Source organism: Micromonospora sp. WMMD961, from assembly GCF_029626145.1.
Taxonomy (GTDB): Bacteria; Actinomycetota; Actinomycetes; order Mycobacteriales; family Micromonosporaceae; genus Micromonospora.
In genome coordinates this window covers 2,261,425-2,277,541 of sequence record NZ_JARUBJ010000002.1, presented here as the reverse complement: position 1 = coordinate 2,277,541, position 16,117 = coordinate 2,261,425, and the positions used below count along the sequence as shown (strand labels likewise).

Annotated in this window: 19 protein-coding genes; 11 read left to right on the top strand and 8 right to left on the bottom strand. The window is 70.5% G+C overall.

Going from position 1 to position 16,117, the window contains the following annotated elements; genetic code table 11:
* Positions 1–130 precede the first annotated feature (130 nt).
* The 4 genes from O7614_RS10850 to O7614_RS10835 all read left to right on the top strand — a co-directional run bounded on the left by O7614_RS10850 (position 131) and on the right by O7614_RS10835 (position 4,925).
* The gene (locus tag O7614_RS10850; protein WP_278138328.1) at positions 131–1,369 is read left to right on the top strand and encodes an extracellular solute-binding protein; all 1,239 of its coding nucleotides are present in this window, start codon (positions 131–133) and stop codon (positions 1,367–1,369) included.
* A gap of 150 nt (positions 1,370–1,519) precedes the next feature.
* A complete protein-coding gene (locus tag O7614_RS10845; protein ID WP_278138327.1) occupies positions 1,520–2,359 on the top strand; it encodes a sugar ABC transporter permease in 840 nt (279 codons plus the stop codon).
* Complete coding sequence (locus O7614_RS10840) at positions 2,356–3,180, top strand: carbohydrate ABC transporter permease (RefSeq protein ID WP_278138326.1); 825 nt, start codon at positions 2,356–2,358, stop codon at positions 3,178–3,180. Before O7614_RS10845 ends, O7614_RS10840 begins: the two co-directional genes overlap by 4 nt.
* 32 nt (positions 3,181–3,212) lie before the next feature.
* Positions 3,213–4,925 carry a trehalase family glycosidase gene (locus O7614_RS10835; protein ID WP_278138325.1) on the top strand — a complete coding sequence of 571 codons (1,713 nt, stop codon included), beginning with the start codon at positions 3,213–3,215 and terminating at the stop codon, positions 4,923–4,925.
* Positions 4,926–4,936: 11 nt separating this feature from the next.
* Here the strand turns inward: O7614_RS10835 and O7614_RS10830 are convergent, their stop codons facing one another.
* Both O7614_RS10830 and O7614_RS10825 read right to left on the bottom strand, forming a co-directional pair.
* Positions 4,937–5,950: a LacI family DNA-binding transcriptional regulator gene (locus O7614_RS10830; RefSeq protein ID WP_278138324.1), complete on the bottom strand. Its 1,014-nt coding sequence runs from the start codon at positions 5,948–5,950 to the stop codon at positions 4,937–4,939.
* A 287-nt stretch (positions 5,951–6,237) separates the two neighbouring features.
* Positions 6,238–6,456 (bottom strand): hypothetical protein, encoded by a 219-nt coding sequence (locus O7614_RS10825; protein ID WP_278138323.1) that lies wholly within the window; start codon positions 6,454–6,456, stop codon positions 6,238–6,240.
* Positions 6,457–6,564: 108 nt separating this feature from the next.
* Between O7614_RS10825 and O7614_RS10820 the strand changes: the two genes are divergently transcribed.
* Together O7614_RS10820 and O7614_RS10815 are read left to right on the top strand one after the other, a co-directional pair.
* Entirely contained in the window at positions 6,565–7,155 is a 591-nt protein-coding gene (locus tag O7614_RS10820) for a VanZ family protein (protein ID WP_278138322.1), read from the top strand.
* Positions 7,156–7,198: 43 nt separating this feature from the next.
* Positions 7,199–7,822 (top strand): class I SAM-dependent methyltransferase, encoded by a 624-nt coding sequence (locus tag O7614_RS10815; protein ID WP_278138321.1) that lies wholly within the window; start codon positions 7,199–7,201, stop codon positions 7,820–7,822.
* A 107-nt stretch (positions 7,823–7,929) separates the two neighbouring features.
* Here O7614_RS10815 and O7614_RS10810 read toward each other — a convergent pair whose 3' ends face one another.
* On the bottom strand, positions 7,930–8,646 hold the full coding sequence (locus O7614_RS10810; protein ID WP_278138320.1) for a VOC family protein: 717 nt from the start codon (positions 8,644–8,646) through the stop codon (positions 7,930–7,932).
* 96 nt (positions 8,647–8,742) lie between these two features.
* On the opposite strand from O7614_RS10810, the gene O7614_RS10805 reads away from it, so the two are divergent.
* Positions 8,743–9,333: a DinB family protein gene (locus O7614_RS10805; protein WP_278138319.1), complete on the top strand. Its 591-nt coding sequence runs from the start codon at positions 8,743–8,745 to the stop codon at positions 9,331–9,333.
* 147 nt (positions 9,334–9,480) lie between these two features.
* Here the strand turns inward: O7614_RS10805 and O7614_RS10800 are convergent, their stop codons facing one another.
* Positions 9,481–10,725 carry a cellulose-binding domain-containing protein gene (locus O7614_RS10800; RefSeq protein ID WP_278138318.1) on the bottom strand — a complete coding sequence of 415 codons (1,245 nt, stop codon included), beginning with the start codon at positions 10,723–10,725 and terminating at the stop codon, positions 9,481–9,483.
* Positions 10,726–11,025: 300 nt separating this feature from the next.
* On the opposite strand from O7614_RS10800, the gene O7614_RS10795 reads away from it, so the two are divergent.
* Together O7614_RS10795 and O7614_RS10790 are read left to right on the top strand one after the other, a co-directional pair.
* Positions 11,026–11,433 carry a TIGR03618 family F420-dependent PPOX class oxidoreductase gene (locus O7614_RS10795; protein WP_278138317.1) on the top strand — a complete coding sequence of 136 codons (408 nt, stop codon included), beginning with the start codon at positions 11,026–11,028 and terminating at the stop codon, positions 11,431–11,433.
* Between the two features lie 79 nt (positions 11,434–11,512).
* Positions 11,513–12,037, top strand: coding sequence for a hypothetical protein (locus O7614_RS10790; RefSeq protein ID WP_278138316.1), 525 nt, complete (start codon positions 11,513–11,515; stop codon positions 12,035–12,037).
* Positions 12,038–12,090: 53 nt separating this feature from the next.
* Here O7614_RS10790 and O7614_RS10785 read toward each other — a convergent pair whose 3' ends face one another.
* The 3 genes from O7614_RS10785 to O7614_RS10775 are packed head-to-tail and all read right to left on the bottom strand — an operon-like array spanning position 12,091 to position 13,512.
* A complete protein-coding gene (locus O7614_RS10785) occupies positions 12,091–12,363 on the bottom strand; it encodes a hypothetical protein (protein ID WP_278138315.1) in 273 nt (90 codons plus the stop codon).
* Positions 12,360–12,539: a hypothetical protein gene (locus O7614_RS10780; RefSeq protein WP_278138314.1), complete on the bottom strand. Its 180-nt coding sequence runs from the start codon at positions 12,537–12,539 to the stop codon at positions 12,360–12,362. The genes O7614_RS10785 and O7614_RS10780 overlap by 4 nt, the downstream gene beginning before the upstream one ends.
* Positions 12,540–12,594: 55 nt before the next feature.
* Positions 12,595–13,512: an oxidoreductase gene (locus tag O7614_RS10775; protein WP_278138313.1), complete on the bottom strand. Its 918-nt coding sequence runs from the start codon at positions 13,510–13,512 to the stop codon at positions 12,595–12,597.
* A 56-nt stretch (positions 13,513–13,568) separates the two neighbouring features.
* On the opposite strand from O7614_RS10775, the gene O7614_RS10770 reads away from it, so the two are divergent.
* Positions 13,569–14,027, top strand: a complete 459-nt coding sequence (locus O7614_RS10770; RefSeq protein ID WP_278138312.1) for a MerR family transcriptional regulator — start codon at positions 13,569–13,571, stop codon at positions 14,025–14,027.
* Positions 14,028–14,114: 87 nt separating this feature from the next.
* Here O7614_RS10770 and O7614_RS10765 read toward each other — a convergent pair whose 3' ends face one another.
* Positions 14,115–14,735: an ABATE domain-containing protein gene (locus O7614_RS10765; protein ID WP_278138311.1), complete on the bottom strand. Its 621-nt coding sequence runs from the start codon at positions 14,733–14,735 to the stop codon at positions 14,115–14,117.
* A 92-nt stretch (positions 14,736–14,827) separates the two neighbouring features.
* Between O7614_RS10765 and O7614_RS10760 the strand changes: the two genes are divergently transcribed.
* Positions 14,828–16,027: an MFS transporter gene (locus tag O7614_RS10760; RefSeq protein ID WP_278138310.1), complete on the top strand. Its 1,200-nt coding sequence runs from the start codon at positions 14,828–14,830 to the stop codon at positions 16,025–16,027.
* The last annotated feature ends 90 nt before the right edge of the window (positions 16,028–16,117 follow it).

Here is a 16,117-nt window from a genome sequence, read left to right as displayed (position 1 = left end):
CCGGTTACGGACCGCCTTATCTTCGTGCGAACCGATTCGTCGAATCGATTCGCCTCATGGCCCGGCTCCGCCCGGTCCGCGACTGTCACACCACCCCACCCCCGACGATCGACTCGAAGTGAGGCACCACATGACCGGACTCAGCCGCCGGCGGCGCCTGGCCGCCGTCGCCGTGATAGCCCTGGCCGCAGCGACCGGCAGCGCCTGCTCGTCGTCCTCGGACAAGCCCGCCGACGGCGGCGCCTACCTCGTCTGGGATCCGTATCCCCAGTTCGCCGACGACTCCGAGTGGGTCGCACTGCTCAAGAAGTGCGGCACGTCCGCGGGCGTGACGGTCGAGCGGACCGGCTACGACACCACCGATCTGACCAACAAGGCGTTGCTCGCCGCCCAGCAGGGAAACTCCCCGGACGTGCTGATCGTCGACAACCCGGTCATCTCGACGCTGGCCGAGGCCGGCGCGCTCACCACCACCGACGACAACAAGCTGGACGTCTCGGCCATGGAGAAGAACCTCCTCGGCGCGGGCCAGAGCGAGGGCAAGACGTACGGAGTGCCGATCGGTGCGAACACCCTCGCTCTCTACTACAACAAGAACGTGCTCACCGCCGCCGGTGTCGACCCCACCTCCGTCAAGGACTGGACGTCGCTGAACGAGGCGCTGGGCAAGGTCAAGGCCAAGGGAAAGAAGGGCATCACCTTCTCCGCGATCGGCACCGAGGAGGGCAGCTTCCAGTTCCTGCCCTGGTTCTGGGGATCCGGCGCGCAACTGACCAGTCTGGACTCACCGCAGGCGGTGGCCGCGCTGACCCTCTGGACGGACTGGCTCAAGCAGGGCCACGCCCCGAACTCGGTCATCAACAACACCCAGACCACGAGTTGGCAGGAGTTCGCCACCGGCGACTACGCCTTCGCCGAGAACGGCACCTGGCAGCTCGCCAACGCGGAGAAGCTCGGCTTCGCGTACGGCACCATCGCGATCCCGGCCAGCGCGGGCGGGCCGGCCCCGGCGCCCACCGGCGGCGAGTTCGTCTCCATCCCGGTGCAGAAGAACACCGCACGGTACGACACGTCGCAGAAACTCGTCACCTGCCTGACCAGTGCGGACAACCTCCTCACCACCGACACCACCCTCTCCTACGTCGCACCCGTCGCCGACGTCCAGGAGCGGCAGGCGACCGCGGACCCCAAGCTCAGGGTCTGGGTCGAGGCGGTCCGGGCGGCCAAGGGCCGCACCGGCGACAACCTCGGCACGAAGTACCCGAAGATCTCCGAATCACTGTGGACCGCCGTGCAGGCGGCGCTCAGCGGCGGGAAGTCGCCGGCCGAGGCGCTGACCGCCGCGCAGGCCGCCGCCACGAGCAAGTAGGCGAGCCGAAGCGACCCCATGGTCCCCACGACAGAGACTTTCACCGCCGTACGAGGCCAGGGTGAGGCGGCGACCGCCGCCCCACCCGGCTCTACCCCGTCCCGACAGCGCCGGTCCGGCCGATGGCTCGCGTGGGGCTTCCTGGCACCGGTGACCCTTTACCTGGTGGCCTTCTACGCCTACCCGCTCTACCGCAACGTCGAGCTGAGCCTGCGGGAGTACACCGTCCGCTCGTTCGTGCAGGGCGACGCGCCCTTCGCCGGGCTGGACAACTACCGGACCGTGCTGACCGACCCGGCCTTCGTGCCGACGCTGACGCACACAGTGGTCTTCACCGGCGCGTCACTCGTCTTCCAGTTCGCCATCGGTATGGCTCTGGCGCTCTTCTTCCACCAACACTTCCCGCTGTCGCGCACCCTGCGGGCGCTGTTCCTCGTACCGTGGCTGCTGCCGTTGATCGTCTCGGCGTCGACCTGGTCGTGGCTGCTCAACAGCGACTCGGGGTTGGTCAATTCCGCACTCGGCGTAGTCGGCGTCGACCCGGTCAACTGGCTCACCTCGCCGGGCTGGTCGCTCACCTCGGTGATCATCGCGAACATCTGGATCGGCATCCCGTTCAACCTGGTGCTGCTCCACAGCGGCCTACAGGCCATCCCCACCGAGGTGTACGAGGCGTCCGCCCTCGACGGCGCGACCGGGTGGCAGCGGTTCTGGTCGATCACCTTCCCGTTGCTGCGACCCGTCTCCGCGATCACGCTGCTGCTCGGGTTGATCTACACGCTGAAGGTCTTCGACATCATCTGGATCATGACCAGAGGCGGGCCGACCGGATCCTCGGCGACGCTCGCCACCTGGTCGTACCGGCTCGGCTTCGGCAATCTGCTGCCCGAGTTCGGGCCGGGCGCGGCCGTCGGCAACCTGCTCATCGTGATGGCCCTGATCGCCGGGCTCGTCTACGTCCGGATCGAGCGGAGGCAGCAGCTGCGATGACCACCTCGACGCCTCGGACCTGGTGGAAGACCGCTGTCGGCCTGGTGCTGACCGGGCTGATGCTCTTCCCCGTCTACTGGATGATCAACGTGTCGTTCACCCGGGACCAGGACATGCGGGCCAGTCCCCCGCACCTGTTCCCCACCGACGGCACCCTGGACGGCTACCGGGCCGTGCTCGACCAACAGCTGCCGTACCTCGGCACCAGCTTCCTGGTCGGTCTCGGCACTGTCGCGCTGACCGTGGCGCTGGCCGCCCCCGCCGGGTACGCGCTGGCGAAGCTCCGACCGCCCGGCGGCCCGGCGCTGAGCTTCGTGCTGCTGATCGCGCAGATGATCCCCGGCATCATCATGGCGATGGGCTTCTACGCCATCTACCTCAGTCTCGGGGTCCTGAACACGGTGCCCGGCCTGATCCTGGCCGACACGACACTCGCGGTGCCGTTCGCCGTTCTGATCTTCACCGCCTTCATGTCCGGCATCCCCGACGAACTGCTCCAGGCCGCCGTGGTCGACGGCGCCAGCCGACTGCGGACCTTCTGGTCCGTCGTCCTGCCGGTCAGCCGCAACTCGATCGTCACGGTGTCGCTGTTCGCGTTCCTGTGGTCCTGGTCGGACTTCGTCTTCGCCTCGACCCTCACCGGCGGCGGCGACCACCAGCCGATCACCCTCGGCATCTACCACTACATCGGCAACAACAACCAGCAGTGGAACGCCATCATGGCCACCGCCGTCGTCGCCTCCGTCCCCGCCGCCGTACTGCTGGTCCTGGCCCAGCGCTACGTCTCGATGGGCGTGACCGCCGGCGCCGTCAAGGACTGACCACCCGCACCACAGAAAGGCACCCGCCACCCATGACCGTCGCCCCGTCCGGTCCGGAGTTCGGAATCCAGGACATCCCGTTCAGCTACCGAGGATCCTGGTTCAACATCTCCCCGGTGGTAGCCGAGAAGACGTACGCCGACGATCTGCACCTGGTCTCCCACCAGACCGGGCTGCACCCCGTGCTGCGTCTCGCCCCCACGGTCGCCGACACCACGATCGTCGCCACACCCGCGCTGCTGACCTGGCGCCTCGGCGCCGACCGGATCGAGGCCGTCTACGACGGGCCGGACACCCTGCGGATCCGGGGGCGACGGCTCGGTCTGCGGGTGGCCGCGGCCGCCGGCACCCTGACCCCGTTCAGCGGTACCTACCTGTACCTCGACCCGGTCGACGGGTCACACGTGTTCACCTCGTACGAGACCGGTCGCCGCTACCGGGTCACCGTGCTCTCCGGCGCCCTCGCGCGCACCGACGGCGTGGAGACGCTCGGCACCGCCGACCGGTCCCTGGACCTCGCCGCCGACCAACAGTGGGAGATCGCGATCGAGGAGTACGCGACCGCCCGCCGCCCGTACGACGGGTCCGTCCCCTTCGAGCAGTTGTGTCGCGACCGGAGCGCGGAGTTCGCCGCGTTCGTCGACGCGATCGCCCCATGGCGTGGCCCGGACACGCCGGCCGCCGAACTGGCCGCGTACGTCCTGTGGTCGGCCACCGTCGCCCCGGCGGGCTTCGTCGGCCGCCCGGCCGTCCTGATGTCCAAGCACTGGATGGACAAGGTGTGGAGCTGGGACCACTGCTTCAACGCGATCGCCCTGGCCGCCGGGGAGCCGGAGCTGGCCTGGCACCAGTTCCAGCTGCCCTTCGACCACCAGGACGAGGCAGGCGCCCTACCCGACTCGGTCACCCACTCCGAGGTCCTGCACAACTTCGTCAAGCCCCCCATCCACGGCTGGGCGCTGCGACACCTGCGTCGACGCCTGCCCCGGCCGCCGGACCGGGCGGCGCTGGCCCAGACGTACGACCGGCTGGCCCGGTGGACCCGGTTCTGGCTCGACGCGCGTCGAGCGCCCGGCCAGGACCTGCCCCACTACCAGCACGGCAACGACAGCGGCTGGGACAACGCGACCACCTTCGACGACGGCCGGGTCCTGCAGACGGCCGACCTCGCCGCGTTCCTGGTCTCGCAGCTTCGCTGCCTGGCCGACCTCGCCGCCGAGCTGGGTGAGCCCGCCGAGCAGTGGTCCCGGGAGGCCGACCGGATCTGCGCGGCCATGCTCCACGACCTCTGGGACGGCGAACGGTTCATGGCCCGCAGCCCGCACACGGGCCATCGGCGGGCGAGCCGCAGTCTGCTCGACCTGATGCCCATCGCACTCGGAGCCGACCTGCCCGCGCCGGTCGCCGCCGCCCTGGCGCGAGGCGTCGAAACCCACCTCACCACGCACGGGCTGGCCACCGAGCCGACCGACTCGGCCCACTACGTCGCCGACGGCTACTGGCGTGGCCCGATCTGGGCGCCCTCCACCGTCCTGGTCGAGGATGGCCTGCGGCGGGCCGGGCAGACCAGGATCGCCGACGACATCAGTCGACGGTTCCTCGCACTGTGCGAGAAGTCCGGGTTCGCGGAGAACTTCGACGCCGAGACCGGTGCCGGGCTCCGGGACCGCGCGTACACCTGGACGGCCAGCAGTTATCTCATCCTGGCCGCCGGGCAGGAGCAGCGGCGAAGCACCGTCGGGTAGGCCGGACGGACTCAGCGGGCCGGGACCGGCCCGGTGCTGGAACGCAACGAGATGGGCGGGTTGTAGAGACGGTGTCGGGGTACGCCTCCACGTTCGGCGATGGTCTCCAGCAGCAGCGACACCGCCTCGGCACCCATCTCGACCATCGGTACGTCCGCAGCGGTCAGCGGGGGACGGAAATCCTCCGCCCAGTGCTGGGCGGCGACCCCGGTGACCGAGAAGTCACCCGGCACCGACATCCCGGCGCTGGTCAACGCACGCTGCATCCCGGGCAGTGCGGCCTCGTTGATGGTCGCCACCGCGGTGACGTCCGGATGCGTCGCGAGCAACTGTTCGACGCACGCCTCGCCGGAGGCGGTGTCGTCGCCGCAGCAGACCTCCACGCCGGTCAGGCCCCGTTCCGCCGCAGCCGCCCGGAAACCGGCCAGCGCGCGGTGGCTGGGGCCGTAACCCGCGGTCACCAACTCGGCGGAGCGGTTCACGAGCGCCACCTGCCGGTGCCCCAGATCGGCCAGGTGGTGCACGCACCGGGCGATCAGGCCGGCGTAGTCGATGTCGATCCAGCTCATGCCGTGCGGCTCGGCCGTCCGACCGATCGTGACGAACGGCAGGCCGGCCTTGGACAACCGAGTCACCCGGTCGTCCTCCAGTCGGATCTCCATCAGGATCACGCCGTCGACCCGACGACCCGTGACGATCCGCTCGAACGACCGGTCGTGATCGCCACCGGACGGGGACAGCAGCACATCGAGGTCGTGGCGGGCGGCCGCCTCCACCACACTGGCGACGAAGCCCAACTGCATGTCGGTCAGCCGCTGGCTCGCCGGAGGGATCACCAACCCGAGGGTGCGGGTGCGGCCCTCCTTCAACGCCCGCGCGCTGGCGTTCGGCCGGTAGTCCAGCTCGTCGATGACCGCCTGGATCCGCTGCCGGGTCGCCTCCGACACGACCCGTTTCCCGCTCAACACGTACGACACGGTGCTGCGGGACACCCCCGCCCGGCGGGCGATCTCGCCGATGTTCATGGACCGCCCTCGAATCAGCTCCCGCCCCGGCACCCGGGACACACCAGGCTCTGCCGACGAGCATATCCACAGTGAGCTCGCCACCTGTCGAGCCGGGCGGGCGAGGCGGAGACCGGCCGCCGTCAGCGACCGCGCCGGTCAGCCGACCCGGGGGCGTCGCCCCCGATGACGGTCGCCACCTCGCTCAGGTCGTTGTTCAGCTGGTGGTCGCGTCCGGGCAGCCGATGCCGCCGCGCCTGCTGGATGACGCCGGTGTACGTGCCGGCATGACGAGCTAGCAGTTGGTCTCAACGGGTGCCCGGTGTCGTGGAGGCCGGCCGGGTGGCCCCACCGGAACGCTTGAGCATGACCGCTCCACCGACGACGAAGGCGCCGGCGATGATCAACCCCACCGGATTGCCCTCGGCCAGACTGCTGAAGATCCCCAGTATGCCGAGGATGACCAGCACGCCGCCGAGAAGTCGCAGGAAGTAGCCGCCAACAGCCTTGCCCCGTTCATTCGTCATGGTGGTTCTCTGCCCACGGTGCGGTGTCGGCAAACGGGCCACCGGCGCGCTGCCCCGCGTCCTGATCCGGGGCGGTAGCTTTCACCGGTCGGGGGAAGGGGGTGCCGCATGGTCGAGGGGTGGCACGGCTGGTTCGGTACGTTCAACGGCGTCGTCCTCATCACGATGGCCGTGCTGCCGTTGGCCGCGCTGACGGTGTGGGCGCTGACTTACCGTCGCCGTGGCACCGGTGTCGCGGCGTTGCGGATGTCGCTGGCCGAGGTCGGCATCGTCTACGGCACGGTGCCGTGGATCTGGATGATCATGCTGCCGGGTGACCAGGCCGGCGTCGTCCCCGGTCGGATGAGCCTGGTGCCCTTGCGGGACCTGCTCACGATCGTCGCCGACGGCGGGCCGTTGACCGCTACGGTCCAGGTCGTCGGCAATCTGCTGGTGTTCGCGGCGCTGGGATTCCTCGCCCCGCTGCGGTTCGCGGCGCTGGCATCGGTGCCGCGGATCCTGGCGCTCGCGGCGGCCGGCTCGGTCCTGGTCGAGGCCGCCCAGTACGTGCTGCGGCTGGACCGGGTGTCCTCGGTGGACGACGTCCTCCTCAACGCCGCCGGGGCGGGGCTGGCCGCGCTGGCGTCACGGCGCTGGTGGCGCACCGCCGACGAAGCGCCGGCTCGACGAGGCGAACCGGCCCCGACTCCCGGACGGTGAGCGTCGGGCACGGCGGCCGTGCGCGACTCGTATAGTGCCGGGCGTGGACAGGGGCAAGGTCCGGCAGGCGAAGGTCCGGCAGGCGTACGCGTCCGTAGCTGATCTGTACATCGGGCTGTTCGGCGCACGCGAGCAGGTCGACGCGGACGACCTCGCCTTCGTCGCGCGGCACCTGGCGACCCGGACGGGGCCGGTGCTCGACCTGGGCTGCGGCCCCGGCCATCTCACCGGCTACCTGTGTTCGCTGGGCGTCGACGCGTCGGGGATCGACCTGGTCCCGGAGTTCATCGCCCACGCGCGGGCGGCCCACCCGGACGTCGAGTTCCGCCTCGGGTCGTTGGAGAGCCTCGACGTCGTCGACGGCTCGGTCGGCGGCATCCTGGCCTGGTACTCGCTGATCCACCTGCCGCCCGAGGAACTGGACGGGGTGCTCGCCGAGTTCCGGCGAGCACTGGCCCCGGGCGGAGCGTTGGTACTGGGCATGTTCGACCACGACGAGGTCGGCCCCTTCGACCACAAGGTCGTGACCGCCTATCGCTGGCCGGTCGACGAGATCTCGGAACGGCTCAGCCGGGCCGGTTTCGTGGAGGTCGAACGCCTCCGACGGCCCGGGGAGGGCGACGTCCGCCCGCACGCCGCGATCGCGGCCGTGGCGGGAGACGCGTAAGGCCGGATCAGCGGCGCTGCCAGGCCTCCTGAAGCCCGGCCAGCGTGTGGGGGAAACCGGGGAGGGTCTTGCGCACGCAGTCCGGGTCGTCGCAGCGGGAGTTGACGCTAGCGTGGCGCCGCCGGGGACCTCACCCGGAACTCGTTGCCGTCCGGGTCGGCCAGCACGACCGCGCCGTCCTCGGCGACGTCGAGTCGGGCGGCGCCGAGGGAGACCAACTCGTCGACCGCCGCCTGCTGGTCGCCCGCGGCCGGAACGAGTTCGAAGCGTTGCCGGTTCGGCTCCTCCTTCGGCGCCACGGGCGGGCCGCCCCAGGCGATCTTGGTGCCGCCACGCGGTGACTGGATCGCGGTCTCCTCGTCCTGGTCCCACACCAGCGGCCAGCCCAGCGCCCGGCTCCAGAACAGGCCCACGTCCCGCGTGCCGTCACAGGTCAACTCGCCGAGGAAGCCGGTGCCGGCGAGGTACGCGTTGCCGGGCTCGATCACGCAGAACGCGTAACCCGCCGGGTCGGCCAGAACTGTGTGCCCCTCCTCGGGCAGCTGCCCGACGTCGAGGTGGTCGCCACCCAGCTTCAACGCGGTCGCCACCGTGTGCTGCCGCTCGTCGACATCGACGCTGGTCAGGTGCAGGTGCATCCGGTTGGCGCCGAGCTGACCCGCGCGGCCCGCGACGAACCGGAGACCGAGCTGGGCGTCGTCGCCGGGAAGGAAGGCGGCACCGGCGTCGTCGACGACGTCCCGATTCAGCAGCGCGGCCCAGAACCGCGCCGCAGGAACCGGATCGGCGGCCTCGAGTGTCACTGCCAGCAGGTGCGAACGCATCACCGGATGGTAGGCACCGCCCCGGCACGCCACCAACGCATTTGCGAGTCGATCACGGGTCAACGGGCTGGCCCTTCTTGCGAGAGACTGGCCGGCATGGCTGACCCGGGCGATGTGAAGGCTGCGCTGCACCACTACCTCAAGGAGACACGCGAGGCCCTGATCTGGAAGCTGGACGGGCTGAGCGAACGCGATGCCCGGCTCCCCCGCACCGCGACCGGCAACAACCTGCTCGGTGCCCTCAAACACTGCCTCAACGTCGAAGCCGGCTACTTCGGGCTCGCCTTCGGGCGCGAGTTCCCGACACCCGAGGACCTCGTGCCGATGTCGGCGTTCGACGAGGACCCGCAGGCGGACTGGTACGCCCGCGAGGACGAGACGAAGGACGGGCTCATCGACCTGTATCGCCGGGTCGGGGTCTTCGCCGACCAGACGATCGACGAGCTGCCACTCCACGCGCCGGGACACGTGCCCTGGTGGCAGCCCGGCAAGCAGGCCACGACGCTGTACCAGATCATCATCCACGTGACGTGCGATCTCGCCCGCCACGCCGGCCACATGGACGTGATGCGCGAGCAGCACGACACGGTGATCGGCCGGCGGCGCGACAGCGCCAGCGTCCCCGACGGCTACGACTGGCCGGCGTACGTCAGCAGGCTGACCAAGCTGGCGGACCGCTTCGACTAGGCCGCCTGCCGAAGCCCACGGTCGAGCCGAGACGGAGTTCGCACCTGGCATGACTCAGCCCAACACCACGCGCAAGCGGGTGACGCGGACCTACGCTCGCGACGCCTCGCGAGTGGGCCGCGACGCTCGACCGGCTCGGTCAGCGGATCAGCAGCCGATCCGGCTGGACCCGAGCGCTACGTCGTCATACCAGAGGGTGTCGGCTCCGCCGCCGTAGCTCTCCCAGCCAAGCTTCAGGTCGGTGAGCTGCGGACGCCAGGTGCGGTTGTACCACTGGCCGTCGATGTCGTGCGTCGGTGCGCCGTCAGCGGTCAGCCCGGTGACGGCGGCGCCGTCCACCCAGGTACGCAGCTGACCGGCCGACCCGTCCACCATGAACTCCACGCACACCCACCGGTTGGTGGGAAGCGGCAGGCTCTGCGCCACCCCGGCCGGGCTCTGCTCGGGCAGGGTCGCGTCGTCGGAGGCGCGGTTCCACTGCAGCGCGCCGTTCTGGCCGCCCAACCGCAGGTCCTTGTTGCCGTCGGCGGAGTCCGCCATCGCCACCATCGTGGTGTGCTCGGTGGGCTGGGCGGTGGTGTGCCGCATCCAGATCCGGCCGTACCTCACACTGCCCACGCTGCCGAGGTTCTTGGTGGACCTGACGAAGACATGGTTGCAGTAGCCGGCCGCGCCGTTGATCCGGATCGCGCGGTTGCCGCTGTGCGTCGTGGCCGTGTCGATGCTGGCCGTGCCGGCACCGGAACAGTCCGGGCTCACCACCGCCCAGTCGCCGGAGGGCGTCGACCCGATCTGGTTCTCGAAGCCGTCACAGAGCACAGCGCCGGCACACCCGGCCGGGGGCGGCGTGGTCGGAGGCGGCGTGGTCGGAGGCGGCGTGGTCGGAGGCGGCGTCGTCGGAGGCGGCGTCGTCGGAGGCGGCGTCGTCGGAGGCGGCGTCGTCGGAGGCGGCGTCGTCGGAGGCGGCGTGGCGCCGTTGCACGGTACGCCGTTCAGTGTGAAGCCGGTCGGCGCGCCGCCGCTCGATCCGAACGTGCCCTGCACACCGAACTCGGTCGAGCCGCCGGCCGGGATGCTGCCGTTGTACGACAGGCTGTGGGCGGTCACCGTCGGTCCGGACTGACTGACGGTGGCGTTCCAGCCGTTCGTGACGCGCTCGTCCCCGGCGTACGTCCAGGTGGCGGTCCAACCGGAGACGGCCGTGTCCCCCGGGGCGATCTTGACGGTGGCGGTGAATCCGCCGGGCCACTGGTTGGGCGTGTAGTCGACCCGGCAACCCTGGGCGGCCGTCGCCGGACCGGTGAGCAGGGCCGAGCCGGTCACGGTCACGGCGGCGGCCAGCCCGGCGACGACCGCCAGGGTCAGGGCGGGGCGCGCACGGAGAATCGTCATGAGAAAGGTCCTTCTGCCATCGAGCTGTGGGAAAGGCGGCGCGGCAGTGCGCATCCTGGACGGACGCGACGCGGCAACGCACCGTGGGTGCGGCGCAGCGGTGCACCACAGCGGCTGGTCGGCGCGTACGACCGAAGTGCCCGGCTCGGGGTGGACCTGTCAGCCGCCGGCGGAACGATCACCCGGACCCCGGCGGTGCCCGCACCCAATCTATTCACAGGCTTCTATCAAATCAAGCGTCCGCAGCCTCGATCGTCGCCTTCGCTGGCCCACCCACTCCGGTCGTGATCGACTGATGGGGTGACCGAACCACTCGCCACCCCACCGACGGACGTCCAGGCACGCCTGGCCCGGGAGTCGAACGTCTGGCTGTGCACGTTGCGGCGTGACGGCTCCCCACACCTGACGCCGGTCTGGTTCGTCTACGTCGCCGGCACCTGGTGGGTCGGCTGCGACGGCCGCAGCGTCAAGGTCCGCAACGTCGCGGCCGACCCACGGGTGTCCCTGGCCCTGGAAGGCGGCAACGCCCCGGTGGTGGCAGAGGGCACCGCCCGGGTGCACCGAGACGGATTCCCGAACACGGTCGTGGAAGCGTTCGCCGGCAAGTACGACGGATGGGACGTCGGCCGGCAGGTCAGCCCCGGAGGCGAGCGCGTGCTGCTGGAGATCCCCGTCCGGCGGTGGCTGCTCGCCGGCACGGCGCAGTAGGCCGCGCCCCACGCGCCAGGCCCCTCGCGATTTGGCACCGCGTGTGACAGTGAGGAACCTCAGTCGATGGGGAGGTTTCGTGGACTTCACTCAAGCCGGTCTCGCCGCCGGGACGACGCTGCTCGCCGTCCTCCTCGGCGGCTGGCTCACCACCCGCGCTCAGGACCGGCTGTGGCGCCGCGACGATCAGCGGCAGTGGCGGGACATCAGGCTCACCGCGTACACCACGTTCCTGACCGCATTCCGGGAGTACGTGGCCTACGTACTCCTGCCTTCCGCTCGAATCACCGCCGTGCCCCGCCCCCACAGCCCGCACGACCTCATGCCGTTCTTCGACGAGCAGGGCACCCGCTACAAGGAGCAGTTGGAGGCGACCAAGACGGAACTTCGGCTGATCGCGGGACGACCGGAGATCGTGGCGGCGTCGCGCACGATGGTGCAGCAGGCGCGGCTGCTCGCCGCGGCCCGCGCCACCCATGACGCCGACGCGTTGCCCGCCGAGCGCTTCAACGAACTCTGGGCGGCAGAGCGGCGGTTCGTCGCGGCGGCCCGACGGGAACTCGCCGTTCACGACCTGGCCGACGAGCAACCGGCGAGCGCCTGACCGCAAAACGTGCGCGGCACGCACCTGATGGTCCGCCGTCGGTCTCTTCGCGGTCAGTTCTCACCTGCGGGGTGGAGAATCGGGTCGATCTCGGTCAGGATGTCACGCAGTTCAGCGGCGCCCTTGCGGAGCACCGGGTCGGCGCTCTCGACCATCACGCCGCACATCTGTACCGCAGTGTCGCGCTGGGTGGCGTAGACCAGGAAAACCCCACGGACTGCGGCGTCCAACCAGTGGGCGTGACTGTCATCGGCGGTGGCCAAGGCTCGCGCCACCGCCTCCAGACCGACCACATCCATCCGCCGCAGCAGGGCTTCCGCGGTCACGTGGGTGACGAACGTGTCGGCGGCGTCGAGGAGAAGCCGCTGGAGTGCTCGCGCGTCCCGGCCACATCCACAAAGCTCGCCATGGCCTGGCCGGCGTCGGCGCGGTCCTGGTAGTCGGTGCTGTCAGCCAACTGTAGGAGCGCCGCGACCACGGCACGGCGTACGCCATCGTTCATGGACGCCATCATGCAGTGTCGTGCGCCGGTGCGGAGCGGGCGGAACGGCCGAGACTCAGTGCACGAGGTCGAGGCCGGTCAGGTCGGCCGACAGCGCCCAGAGTCGGGCTGCCTCGCTGCTGTCGGTGGGGCTGCCGTCGACGATCCCGCAGTCCACGCAGTAGTCGCCGCCGAACCCGTCGAGGTGCGGTGACGTGGCAGCCCAGACCTGGGTCGCCGCGCCCTGGTCGGCGGTCTTGAACAGACCTGGCGTCGGGGTCCCGTCCGCGTCGATCCAGCCGGCGGCGACCATCTCCTCGACGGGAAGGTGTCGTTGCAGGGGTGTGAGGATCCAGCCCGGGTTGACCGAGAAGGCGTGGACACCGTGCGGTCGGCCGAGCAGGTCGAGGTGGCGAGCGAACAGGATGTTCGCCAGCTTGGACTGGGTGTAGGCGTCCCACTTTTCGTAGCCCTGCTCGAACTGCACGTCGTCCCACCGGATGCGCCAGGTCGGGTTGTGCCCGGAGGTGACCGAGACGACGCGAGCCGGGCCGGACGCGGTGAGCGCGGGCCACAGCAGGTTCACCAGCGCGTAGTGGCCGAGGTGGTTGGTCGCGAACTGCGCTTCCCAGCCGGGTCCCACCCGGGTTTCCGCGCAGGCCATGATCCCCGCACTGGCGATCAGGATGTCGAGGACGGAATGGTGGTGCAGGAAGCGTTCGGCGAACGCGCGGACCGAGGCGAGGTCGGCGAGATCGAGGTGGTCGACCTCGACCCCGGCGACGCCGGCAAGCGCGCGCCGCGCCGCCTCCGGCCTGCGGGCCGGGACGACGACCCGAGCCCCGGCCCGGGTGAGCGCGAGGGTCGTGGCGAGACCGAGGCCGGAGTAGCCACCCGTGACGACGGCGGTCCTGCCGCTGAGGTCGATCCCGGCGAGGACGTCTCCGGTCGTGCTGTGGGCACCGAACATGGTGTGGGCCGTGTCGCTGGTCATGCTGCGGACGCTAGGTGCTATACCGAGGTCTAGGTCAAGCAGATACGGTCGACGCCATGGTGGGCCAGGGGCTGAGCATCGGGCAGGTGGCGCAGCGCACCGGGTTGAGCGTGCACACGCTACGGCTCTACGAGCGTGCGGGTCTGCTGGCCGGCGAGGTGCAGCGCGACGCGTCCGGCAGGCGCGTCTACAGCGCCTGGGACGTCGAGTGGCTGACGAACTGCGTGAAGTTCCGGAACTCCGGGATGCCACTCGCGACGATCAGCCGCTTGGCCCAACTCGTCCGCGAGGGCAGCGGCAACGAGGCCGAACGACTCGATCTGCTACGCGAGCACCAGTGCCGCATCACCGAGCAGCTGGCGCAGCTGCGCGACTGCCTCGATCTCATCGACCTCAAGGTGGCCAGCTACGAGCGTCACCTCGCCGCCGGGGCCTCCGGAGACCCCTGGCAGCAACCCCAGCTCGCACCGGTCTCACCCGGCGCAGAGCTGGCCCAGCAGGTCGGCGGCGCGTAGCACCGCTCAGCATGTGCGGGGCGTGCCGGTCACGGCAGGTAGGACGAGCACCTGGTCCCAGTCCTGGAGATCCACGTCTGGCAGAGCTCAGCCCGCCGCGCGGGTACGCCGCGCGGCGACGTAGCGGCGAATCTTCTCGGACGTTCCGCAGTCGTCCATGCTGCACCAACGGCGACTGCGGTTCTTGCTCTCGTCGTAGAAGAGGAAGCGGCAGCCTCCGCATCCCTTGATCCGATCCAGTGCGCCGGTGGTGAGAAGCTGGACGGCCGCGTGCACCACCGGCCGCGTCGGCCGGGCAAGCGACGCGTCGTCTCGCCAGGTCCAACTGAACGTGCGTCCTCGATCGAGACGTGCGTGGCGGAGCGCGTCCGCTTCGTCGTCTCGCAGCCGGGCCAGCACGGACGCGCTCGGGCTGCGGTCGGAGGCCACGGCCCGGAACACCTCGTCGAGGTCGTCGCGCAGGCGCAGCGCTCGGGTGAAGGCGACCTGAGCGCCGTCCGGATCGTCGTGGGACAGCCGGCGCAACACCTTCGCCTCCGGCTCGCTGAGCCCGCCCGCGTACGAGCCCCAGGCGACCAGCTCCGGGTAGCCGGCCAGCACGTCGTCGTCCGGGGCCCCGACGGGCGGCCCGGTACGGGTGTTGAGGTAGTCCAGGGCGAGGTTGCCGCCCACCAGGCGCATCCGCGTGACGCCCGCAAGTGTTTCCATCGAAACCCACTTTACCAGTTGACCGTCGTCGAAGGACACCACTAGCCTGTTTCCATCATAGATGGTTTAGCCGGTAACATCGGGAGGGTCTGATGGATCGTGGGCGGGCAGTGGGGGCGTTGATCGGCTTGTCCGGAGGGACGTTCCTCTACACCACCGCCGAGGCGCTGCCGATCGGGCTGCTGCTCCCGATGGCGGCGGATCTGGCCGTCTCGCCGTCGCAGGTGGGCATGCTCGTCACCGCGTACGGCGCGGTGGTGATGGTCGCCTCGGTCCCGTTGACGGCGCTGGTCCGCCGGGTCCCTCGCCGGTGGCTGCTGTCGGCACTCCTGGCCGGCTTCGTCCTCAGCACGGCGGTCACGGTGCTGACGAGCACCTTCACGCTGCTCCTGGCGGCCAGGATGGTCACCGCAGCGACCCACGCGCTGTTCTGGGCCGTGGTGGTGCCGGCCGCAGCCGAGCTGTTCCGGCCCGCACTACGAGGGCGGGTGGTCGCTGTCGTGTTCGCCGGCGGCACCGTCGCGTTGGCCCTGGGGGTGCCCGCCGGCACCTGGCTGGGTGAGCGCGCCGGGTGGCGAGCCTCGTTCCTGGGGGTGGCCGGGCTCGGCGCAGTCGTGCTCGTCGTGGTGGCCGCGCTGCTGCCCTCGACACGGCCGGAAGAGGGGCACGCCGCCCGAGGTGCGACGCCCGACGTCCGACGCTTCTGGTTGCTGGTGGTGGTGGCCATCCTGGCGACCGCCGGGGCCATCGCCGCCTACACCTACGTCGCCCTCTTCGTCACCGAGGTCAGCGGATTCTCCGCCTCGTCAGTCGGGGCCATCCTGTTTGCGCGCGGCATCGCCAGCGTGCTCGGCATCCTCGCCGTCGGCGCACTACTGGACCGCAGCCCGTGGCTCGCTCTGCTCACGACCGTCGCACTGCAATCAGCGGCACTGCTCGGGCTCTACACGTTCGGCCGACAGCCGTTGGTGTCGGTCGGCCTGATCGCGCTGGCCGGGCTGGCGTTCGCCGCGTTCACCGCAGCGCTCGGCGGCCTCGTGCTGCAGGTGGCGCCCGGGCGCTCCGACCTCGCCGCCGCCGCGGTCTCCGCTGCGGTCAACGTCGGCATCACGGCCGGCGCGTTCGTTGGCGGGCTCGCGCTGCCGAACCACGGTGTGCGCGCCACGGTGCTCATCGGCGCCCTGCTCGGCGTCGTCGCGCTGGTGCTGGCCGTCGGAGAACGACGCATCCGACCCGCGCCCGGCCCGCTGGAAGGACAACGCCGGGCAGAGCCGGTCGGGCTGGCGCAGTGACTACCATCGCCGGAACGCCGATCACGGTCCGCGCGGTGCGGCTACTCACGCCACCCCGGCATGCGCACCCGGCAGGGGCGGACCTCGACG